We start from the raw sequence: 9181 nt of genomic DNA, 5'->3' as shown, positions 1-9181 counted from the left end.
CCGTAAGGTTCGTTAAACAAAAAAAGACGTAAGGTCAAAAGTGTCAGAAAAAAGGGAGGCCAGTCCCCCTTCCTCGCGGAAGGGAAAGGCAAGTGGAATGAACTCCCTTTTTTCCTACTTTGACCAGAAAACATGCCTCTCTCCCAGCAGTAAATCATACACCAGATTGGGGAATTTACGGGAAGATACGGCCAGGAACTCATGAATGATGTAAATATCTTCGGAGCTGAAAGAAAAAACAATTTCCCCCCATTTTTCCGTTTCATAACGGCAAAGCATACCGAGAATATACATAACCATATAATGGTTTATAATTTCAGGTAAATTTTCTGATCCGTTTTCTGTTTTGCCTGTTCGGTAGAAAAAATCTCCTTTATAATCCATTAAAAACAGCTTGTTTTCAAACCCATTCCCATTTTCCGTTACATGTTGACTGTCCGGATGATGCCATTCCAGGCGGATAATACCCGGAGGTGCTTTTACCTGGGAGCCGGAAAAATAAGCTTTCCCCTCATTGTAGCGGTTAAGATAATAAACAAATGCATCATAAGTTAAATGAACATCATCCAAAACGCTTTCAGGAAGATAAAACATTGTAAAGGGCTGTTCGAAATCCCGGTAACGTGAGAGAGAAACAGAAAGGAGCGGCGAGTGCCCATACAAACGCCTGTAGGCCGGCCGCAATTCAGGAACCATGGCAAGAAGCTCCTGCATCCTGTATTTCTCCTGCAGCTTGTCTTTATTCAAAAAGGTGTGAACGTGGGGAAGCAACCCGTCCTTTTGTACTTTTACCTCATCCTCCGTGAATGAATAATACAATTTTTTTACCTTTCTGCTTGTCAATCCATGCTGGAGAACCTTTGTATTAGAAGGATACTCAGGATCGCACATCAGCAGGTAAGCCTTTAGCAAGCTTACCATGCCGTAATAAAGAAGCAGGGGACGGATAAGAATATCACTACCTGCCGCCGCTGTGTAATATTGCCGTGCCTGTCTAATCGTATAAATAAATTTGGCCGTATTTTGAAAAGCATAGAAATTAGGTTTTTCAAAACCGTATGACTCGTATGCTTTTTGGAGAAACTGCTTGGTTGTCGGCTCACTTTCGAAATAAAGAAAGCTATCCCACATTTTTTGCAAAGGATTTTCACATAGTATAGTATGTACAGCAGTATACATGCAGCTCACCTATCTATCGGATTATTCGTAAAAATTTAAAAGATACAGCTTCCAAATTCTATTTCTACGTACTATTCCCTTAAAAGACGAACAATATGATTGATTCCTTGACAGTAAAATAAGGATTTTGTTAAACTTTCGATAACATAATGAACACGTTATATAAATTATTAAAGAAAGAAGGTATTACCTTGTGGGAGAATAAATTTAGCAAGGAAGGTTTAACGTTTGATGATGTTTTGTTAATTCCCGGAAAGTCAGAAGTACTGCCGCGTGATGTGAATATCTCTACACAATTGAGCAAAAGCGTAAAGCTAAATATTCCCCTTATCAGTGCGGGAATGGATACGGTAACGGAATCTGCGCTGGCCATTTCCATCGCTCGCCAGGGTGGAATAGGAATCATCCACAAGAATATGACGATTGAACAGCAGGCGGGGGAAGTAGACCGCGTGAAGCGTTCAGAAAGCGGGGTAATTACAAATCCATTCTCTCTTCATCCGGAACAGCCTGTTTCGGAAGCTGAGAATTTAATGGCTAAATACCGCATTTCAGGCGTGCCGATCGTCGATAAGAACAAGCGGCTTGTCGGAATTATTACAAACCGTGATTTACGCTTTGTGCATGAATACTCTGTGAAAATAGAGGATGTAATGACAAAGGAAAACCTTGTAACAGCTCCTGTAGGGACAACCCTTAAGCAGGCGGAAGAACTGCTGCAGCAGTATAAAATTGAAAAACTTCCTTTAGTGGATGAAAACAATGAGTTAAAAGGACTCATCACGATTAAAGATATCGAAAAGGCCATCCAGTTTCCGAATGCTGCTAAAGACGCACAAGGAAGGCTATTATGCGGTGCGGCGGTCGGTGTGGCAAACGAAACATTCGACCGGGCGGAAGCACTTGTTAGGGCCGGTATTGACTGCCTTGTTATTGATACAGCCCATGGACATTCAAAAGGCGTGATTGATACGGTAAGGGCAATTCGGGAGAAATACCCGGATCTCACGATTGTGGCAGGCAATGTAGCAACCGGGGAGGCTACCCGTGAGCTGATTGAAGCGGGTGCTTCTGCCGTGAAGGTTGGAATTGGACCTGGTTCCATTTGCACAACCCGCGTTGTGGCGGGAATTGGCGTTCCCCAAATTACAGCAATTTACGATTGTGCATCCGTAGCGAGAGAATATAATGTTCCGATTATTGCCGACGGGGGAATTAAGTATTCCGGAGACATTGCAAAAGCAATTGGGGCGGGTGCTTCTGTCGTCATGATTGGGAGCCTGTTTGCAGGCTGTGAAGAAAGCCCGGGTGAATCTGAAATTTATCAGGGACGCCGCTTCAAAGTATACCGCGGCATGGGTTCTATTAGTGCGATGAAGGAAGGAAGTAAAGACCGCTACTTCCAGGAAAAAGAGGACGATAAGAAGCTTGTTCCTGAGGGAATTGAAGGACGGGTTCCTTACAAAGGCCCACTTGCTGACACCATTTACCAGTTAATCGGCGGCCTTCGTGCCGGCATGGGGTACTGCGGAACGGAAACGATAAAAGAACTGCATGACAAAGCGCAGTTTATTCGAATTACGAATGCAGGTCTTAAGGAAAGCCATCCGCACGATGTGCACATTACGAAAGAGGCGCCAAACTATTCTATTTCGTAAATTCTTTATTGTCAAAAATAGTTAAGAAGACAGGGCATATCCATCCTGTCTTTTTCTTTTTTCTGTGGTAGAATCAATAGTGTTGCTAATTAAACATGGAGGTGCAGAAGTGTCAGTGCAGTTTACAAAGATAAGAAAGTCTCTCACAGTAACGATGGTATTTGTATTATTTTTATTACCTTTACTAACAATAAAACCGGGCAGTGCAGAAGCGGCAGGCCCGATGCTTGGCTTAAATGTGAAATCAGCGATTTTGGTAGAAGCTACGACAGGAAAAATCCTTTACAAATACAATGAAAATCAGGCTTTTCCGCCAGCCAGCATGACAAAAATGATGACCGAGTACCTTTTGCTGGATAGCATTAAAAAGGGAAAAGTAAAATGGGATCAAACCGTGGTCACCGATGAATATGGCGCGCTTCTTGGAAAAAATGACGGTTCCTCCGTTCTTTTAGCGCAGGGAGACCAGCACACAGTACGACAATTGTACGAGGCGATGGCCATTTATTCAGCCAACGATGCAACGGTCATGCTTGCTAAAACGGTTGCCGGTACAGAAGAAGAATTTGTAAAACTAATGAACCAGAAGGCCAAAGAATTCGGGATGGAACAAACGCACTTTGCGACAGCAACAGGGTACCCTCTTGCCGATTTAAAACAGTTTGCGCCTCCGTCGGCAACCGGGGATAATGTTATGTCGGCCCGTGATGCCGCTATTCTCGCCAAGGAATTGCTTACAAATCACCCTGAAATCCTTCAAACAACGTCCACTCCGCGCAAAATGTTTCGTGAAGGAACGCCTCAAGCGTTAAAAATGGACAACTGGAACTGGATGCTTCCGGGTCTTGTAAGTTATTATCCGGGTGTTGACGGATTGAAAACAGGGCATACAGATGCTGCTAAGTTCTGTTTTACAGGAACGGCCCAGCGGAATGGCATTCGTTTTATCACGGTTGTTATGGGTGCGGATTCTGAACTAAAGCGTTTCTCTGAAACGAAAAAATTGCTTGATTACGCATTTAGTACGTATTCCATGAAACAACTGCTTCCAGCCAACAGTGTGGTGCCGGGAGGGGAAAAGGCAAAAGTAATAAGAGGTACCAGTAAAGAGGTTCCGGTAGTAACATCGAAAGAAGTACTTTATCCGATGCAATCGGGCGAAGAAAAGACGTATAAGCTAAAGGCTGAAGTAAAGGAAGCGACAGCGCCCGTTAAAAAAGGACAGGCACTCGGTACGGTAACAGTAACGGGAGCGAATGGAAAAACGGACGAATTCCTCAGGCCTTCGGATCAGAAGAAAGCAGGCGGCGTTCTTGTCGCACAGGAAGATGTAGAGGAAGCTGGATGGCTCCGCCTTACTTTCCGCGCGATTGGACAGTTTTTCGGCAGCGTGTTCAGCGGAATCGGTAACACAGTAAAAGGCTGGGTATCATAAAGAATAGCAATGAAATAGGGTTACTATGTTAAACCAGTAGATGACATTGTATTTTTACAGCGTTTTATGTAGAATTGAATTTATTGATTATATTGTTGCTATATTTCAGAATTATAAGGTGTAGGGGGATTAAAAGATGGCAGAACAAGGAACATCACGTGTAAAACGCGGAATGGCAGAAATGCAAAAAGGCGGCGTAATTATGGACGTCGTAAATGCTGAGCAAGCGAAAGTTGCTGAAGCTGCGGGTGCGGTAGCCGTTATGGCGTTAGAGCGGGTTCCTGCGGACATTCGCGCGGCAGGCGGTGTAGCCCGTATGGCTGACCCAACAATTGTAGAGGAAGTAATGGCGTCTGTTTCTATCCCGGTTATGGCGAAAGCGCGTATCGGTCATTTCGTTGAAGCAAAAGTACTGGAGTCTTTAGGTGTTGACTATATTGACGAGTCAGAAGTATTGACGCCAGCAGATGAAGTATTCCATATTAATAAACATGATTTCACCGTTCCGTTTGTGTGCGGAGCACGTGACCTTGGTGAAGCGCTTCGCCGTATCGGAGAAGGCGCATCGATGATCCGTACAAAAGGTGAACCGGGAACCGGCAACATTGTGGAAGCGGTTCGCCATCAGCGTATGATGCAAAGCCAAATCCGTAAAGTTGCAAGCATGTCGCTTGATGAATTAATGGCTGAAGCTAAAAATATTGGGGCTTCTTATGACTTATTAAAGCTGGTGCATGAAACAGGCAAGCTTCCGGTTGTTAACTTTGCAGCGGGCGGCGTAGCAACACCTGCAGACGCGGCTCTTATGATGTACCTCGGTTCTGACGGTGTTTTTGTAGGTTCCGGTATCTTCAAATCGGACAATCCTGAGAAGTTCGCCCGAGCCATCGTGGAAGCGACAACCCACTTCGAAGATTATGCATTAATTGGAGAACTTTCTAAAAACCTTGGTACGGCTATGAAAGGTATCGATGTAACCTCCCTGCTGGAGAATGAGCGCATGGCCGTTCGCGGCTGGTAATCGAGTATGAAAATCGGTGTTCTTGCTTTACAGGGGGCTGTTGCCGAACACATTCGCCTGCTTGAGAAGGCAGGAGCAGAAGCGATTGCCGTGAAGAAAGTTTCCCAGCTTGAAGAAATCGATGGACTTGTCCTGCCAGGTGGCGAAAGTACCGCCATCGGCAAGCTAATGAAAAAGTATGGATTCGATCATGCACTGAAAGAGTTTTCCGAGCAGAAAAAGCCGATTTTCGGTACATGTGCGGGACTCATTATCTTGGCCGGGGAAATTGACGGCCAGGATTGGGTGCATCTGGGCTTGATGAATATGAAAGTAGCCCGTAACGCATTTGGACGGCAGCGGGAAAGCTTTGAAACAAGCCTCCCTATTCCCCGGGTTGCAGAGGATTTCCAGGCGGTATTTATCCGTGCGCCCCTCATTCTTGAAGTGGGAAATAATGTGGATATTATTGCTCGTTATAAGGGGGAAATTGTGGCGGCACAGCAGGAACATTTGCTTTGTGCTTCGTTCCATCCGGAGCTTACGGATGATGGCAGAATGCATTCGTACTTTCTCCAGCTTGTCGAGCAATACCGCAAAGAAAAGATTAGTTAAACGTGTTCCATTTAGGGAGCGCATCCTATACTATGGGAGGCGCTCTTTTTACATAATGTTTCTTTTTGCATCTTATCTCCATATATAGTAAAGTAGAAATTAAGCAAATGATTGACAAATAGAAGCAAAGGCGTTGACGAGAAGAAGTAGGCAAATCTTTGTTTGTACAGAGAGTCGGTGGCCGGTGCAAACCGATCAAACAGATTGCTGAAATCCATCTTTGAGCCGCCGGTGAAGAACCGGTCCGGGGCATCCGTTATTATGTAGTGAGGGCATAACAGAGCTTTTTTCTGCTATGCTGAACTAGGGTGGCAACACGGGTAATCTCGTCCCTTATTTGGGGAGGGGATTTTTTATTTTGAAGTCAGAAATCAGGAGGAAAAAATATGTTGGATGTAAAACGGCTGCGCGCGGATTTTGACGCTGTAAAAAAAGCGCTGGAATCGCGCGGAGAGAAATTGAATGAAATCGATAAATTTGCTGACCTTGACGTAAAGCGCCGCTCGCTTTTAGCGGAAAGTGAGCAATTAAAAAATAAAAGAAATACAGTTTCCGAACAAATAGCCCGTTTGAAAAAAGAAAAACAAAAACGCCGATGAGCTCATTGCGGAAATGAAGGATGTTTCCAATCAAATTAAAGAGTATGATGAAGAGATCCGCGTGCTGGAAGAAGAAATCTCACAGATCATGCTCTCCATTCCAAACATCCCGCACGAAAGCGTTCCGATTGGCCTGACGGAAGATGAGAATGTTCCGATCCGTCACTGGGGAGAGCCTACCTCCTTTGCATTTGGGCCGAAGCCGCACTGGGAAATCGCGACCGAGCTCGGCATTCTTGACTTTGAAGGAGCGGCCAAGGTAACGGGAAGCCGTTTTGTGTTTTATAAAGGAATCGGAGCGAGATTGGAGCGGGCCCTCATTAACTACATGCTTGACGTACATACAACGCAGCATGGGTACGAAGAAATCCTGCCTCCTTATATCGTAAATAAGGAGAGCATGATTGGCACAGGCCAGCTTCCCAAGTTCGAGGAGGACGCTTTTAAGCTTGTTGATACGGATTATTATTTAATTCCGACCGCCGAGGTGCCTGTCACGAATTATCACCGGGATGAAATCATCTCAGGCAGCGAGCTGCCGATTCGCTATGCGGCATACAGTGCGTGCTTCCGTTCGGAGGCGGGTTCAGCGGGCCGTGATACACGCGGATTGATTCGCCAGCACCAGTTTAACAAAGTGGAGCTTGTGAAGTTCGTAACTCCTGAAGTATCCTATGAGGAGCTGGAAAGCCTGGTGGGTAATGCTGAGAGGGTGCTGCAGCTGCTTGGCCTGCCGTACCGTGTGCTAAGCATGTGTACGGGCGATTTGGGATTTACTGCGGCAAAAAAATACGACATTGAGGTATGGATTCCAAGCTATGAGACGTACCGCGAGATTTCAAGCTGCAGTAACTTTGAGGATTTCCAGGCGCGCCGTGCAGGTATCCGTTTCCGCCGGGATGCAAAAGCAAAGCCGGAGTTCGTGCATACACTGAACGGTTCCGGCCTTGCCATCGGGCGTACGATGGCTGCGATTCTTGAGAATTACCAGCAGGAGGACGGAAGTGTGCTGATTCCGGAAGCGCTTCGTCCGTATATGGGCGGTTTGGAGAGAATAGAAAAGAAGGCATAAATAAAGAAAAAGGGCTCGACCATCCGGTTGAGCCCTTTTTGCTGTATTTTACAATGGACGGGGATTGTATCCCTTGATTTTGTGTTTATCCATAAATTTCTTTTTGCTTTCCATCAGCTTTGTAAGATCAGGATCGACTTCTCCGTTCAGCGTTTTTAAAATTCGTTGTGTTTCCCATAAATCATTGTATGTCAGGTACGGATAATCCGGCTTTATCCCTTTGCCATTTTCATAGGCATAATGAAGGTCGCCGTCCGGTTTAATCCAGAGAGACGCGGTGTTCTTAATTCCGTACAGCAGCTTGTCCGCGTATACCCGGTACGCTTCCTGCTGGGTTTCCATGAACATTTCGTACAGGTAGTTAAGCTCTGCCAGCTGATGGTTCAGGGACGCGTGTACGCGTTTGTGCGGCGCCTGCTGGCCATAGTCGGCAACAAGCCATCCTTCCTGTCCTTCCTTCTGCACGGTCCAGTGCTCCTTCTGCGCATGTTTGATAAGCCAATTAGCATAACGCTCAGCGGAACGGATAAATTCTTCTTCCTCGTACATGCGATAGCCATACAGCATGGCAAGTCCCATGTCCGTATTGAATCGGGTATCGAAAAAGCCTTCTTTCACGCCATAATCTTTCCAGAGCCACTGGGAACGTGGGCCGGTCTCCCAGTACCCGTCTTTATTCTGATGGGCAATAGACACACGAAGCATAATCCAGCCTAAATCCTCGGCAGCGCGGCTTCCCCCGGTCCGGACAAAAGACAGGGCAACCGCATTTGCCGGGATTCGCCAAAACATGTTTTTACCTGTGGGGCTATATGAAGCAGGAGTTTTCACATAAAAGCCATCCCATGACCATTTTCTTTCGATGTCGAGATCATAATAAAGCCAAACGGCTTCCATGGGCGGTTTTTCCCAGTCAATTAACGGTTCCGTGGATTCAAGCCCCCAGATTTCATTCCATGTACCCGGAGTCTGGGCGAACTCAATGACAAGCGTGTAGCCGCCATTTTTGTTTGCTGTGACTGTAATAGGGGTAGAACTGGAGGACTGCGTAATTGTATTCTGCTTGCCGGTTATGTATGTTGTTGGATGGCTAACGATCATATGGTATTGATCGGTTGATATAAATCCGACATATTTAGGGAGCGTTCCGGTGAGAGGAACTGTTCGCCACTTTTTGACCCCTTTTATGTCTTCCACATACTTAAACGTTCCACTTTTTCCAGGAATCACAAATGACATTTTATAAGATGCTTTGAGTTTCTTATTAAAGTGGATTCGTTTCATCCAGTATATATCCCCATTGGCCAGGTAGGTTGATTTTGTATCCATTTTTCCATTGGCTACCGGGTCTGTTCGGGTGCTTTCTATCGGAGTGGTTACCTTAGGGGGAGGGGATGCTTCCGCCGGAGAGGCTGGCCCAGACGGAGGGTTTGTTTCTGCCGGAACAATTGGCTCAGGCGAAGGGCCTGTTTCGACTGGAGAGGCTGGTTCAGGCTTGGGAGTTTCTTCTGCCAGCAGAATGGACGGGTTGCCCAGTAAAAACAAAAAAATAAGTCCCAGTGTCAGTATTTTCTTCATGTGATGTTCTTCCTTCCATCTCGCAATGTACATAAAGCATGTCCT

The 9181-nt window shown here is 45.8% G+C and carries 6 protein-coding genes, 1 pseudogene and 1 other annotated feature; of the genes and pseudogenes, 5 read left to right on the top strand and 2 right to left on the bottom strand.

Annotated features, from left to right (window positions below; translation table 11 throughout):
* Positions 1 to 114: 114 nt before the first annotated feature.
* The gene (locus MBEAL2_RS18980) at positions 115 to 1179 is read right to left on the bottom strand and encodes a YaaC family protein (protein WP_047153838.1); all 1065 of its coding nucleotides are present in this window, start codon (positions 1177 to 1179) and stop codon (positions 115 to 117) included.
* A 191-nt stretch (positions 1180 to 1370) separates the two neighbouring features.
* Here MBEAL2_RS18980 and guaB point away from each other — a divergent pair, with 191 nt between their 5' ends.
* The 5 genes and pseudogenes from guaB (at position 1371) to serS (ending at position 7558) form a co-directional block, all read left to right on the top strand.
* Positions 1371 to 2837, top strand: a complete 1467-nt coding sequence (gene guaB, locus MBEAL2_RS18975) for an IMP dehydrogenase (protein WP_047153837.1) — start codon at positions 1371 to 1373, stop codon at positions 2835 to 2837.
* 109 nt (positions 2838 to 2946) lie between these two features.
* Positions 2947 to 4272 (top strand): D-alanyl-D-alanine carboxypeptidase family protein, encoded by a 1326-nt coding sequence (locus MBEAL2_RS18970; RefSeq protein ID WP_052947833.1) that lies wholly within the window; start codon positions 2947 to 2949, stop codon positions 4270 to 4272.
* Positions 4273 to 4408: 136 nt separating this feature from the next.
* Complete coding sequence (gene pdxS / locus MBEAL2_RS18965) at positions 4409 to 5293, top strand: pyridoxal 5'-phosphate synthase lyase subunit PdxS (protein ID WP_047153836.1); 885 nt, start codon at positions 4409 to 4411, stop codon at positions 5291 to 5293.
* 6 nt (positions 5294 to 5299) lie between these two features.
* On the top strand, positions 5300 to 5887 hold the full coding sequence (gene pdxT, locus MBEAL2_RS18960) for a pyridoxal 5'-phosphate synthase glutaminase subunit PdxT (protein WP_047153835.1): 588 nt from the start codon (positions 5300 to 5302) through the stop codon (positions 5885 to 5887).
* Positions 5888 to 6011: 124 nt separating this feature from the next.
* Positions 6012 to 6224 (top strand) — a binding site (T-box leader).
* A gap of 49 nt (positions 6225 to 6273) precedes the next feature.
* A pseudogene (gene serS / locus MBEAL2_RS18955) lies at positions 6274 to 7558 on the top strand (serine--tRNA ligase).
* A 48-nt stretch (positions 7559 to 7606) separates the two neighbouring features.
* Here serS and MBEAL2_RS18950 read toward each other — a convergent pair.
* Positions 7607 to 9136 (bottom strand): hypothetical protein, encoded by a 1530-nt coding sequence (locus MBEAL2_RS18950; RefSeq protein WP_052947832.1) that lies wholly within the window; start codon positions 9134 to 9136, stop codon positions 7607 to 7609.
* Positions 9137 to 9181 lie beyond the last annotated feature (45 nt).

Origin of the sequence: Aneurinibacillus tyrosinisolvens (genome assembly GCF_001015055.1) — a bacterium.
Lineage (GTDB): Bacteria > Bacillota > Bacilli > Aneurinibacillales > Aneurinibacillaceae > Aneurinibacillus_A > Aneurinibacillus_A tyrosinisolvens.
The sequence above is the reverse complement of the archived record's forward strand: the minus strand, read 5'-3'. Positions and strand labels throughout refer to the sequence as shown.

Excerpts from the sequence above, each read along its gene's own strand:
- MBEAL2_RS18980 (WP_047153838.1), bottom strand. The coding sequence starts at position 1,179 with ATGTATACTGCTGTACATACTATACTATGTGAAAATCCTTTGCAAAAA.
- pdxS (WP_047153836.1), top strand. The coding sequence starts at position 4,409 with ATGGCAGAACAAGGAACATCACGTGTAAAACGCGGAATGGCAGAAATG.
- pdxT (WP_047153835.1), top strand. The coding sequence starts at position 5,300 with ATGAAAATCGGTGTTCTTGCTTTACAGGGGGCTGTTGCCGAACACATT.
- MBEAL2_RS18950 (WP_052947832.1), bottom strand. The coding sequence starts at position 9,136 with ATGAAGAAAATACTGACACTGGGACTTATTTTTTTGTTTTTACTGGGC.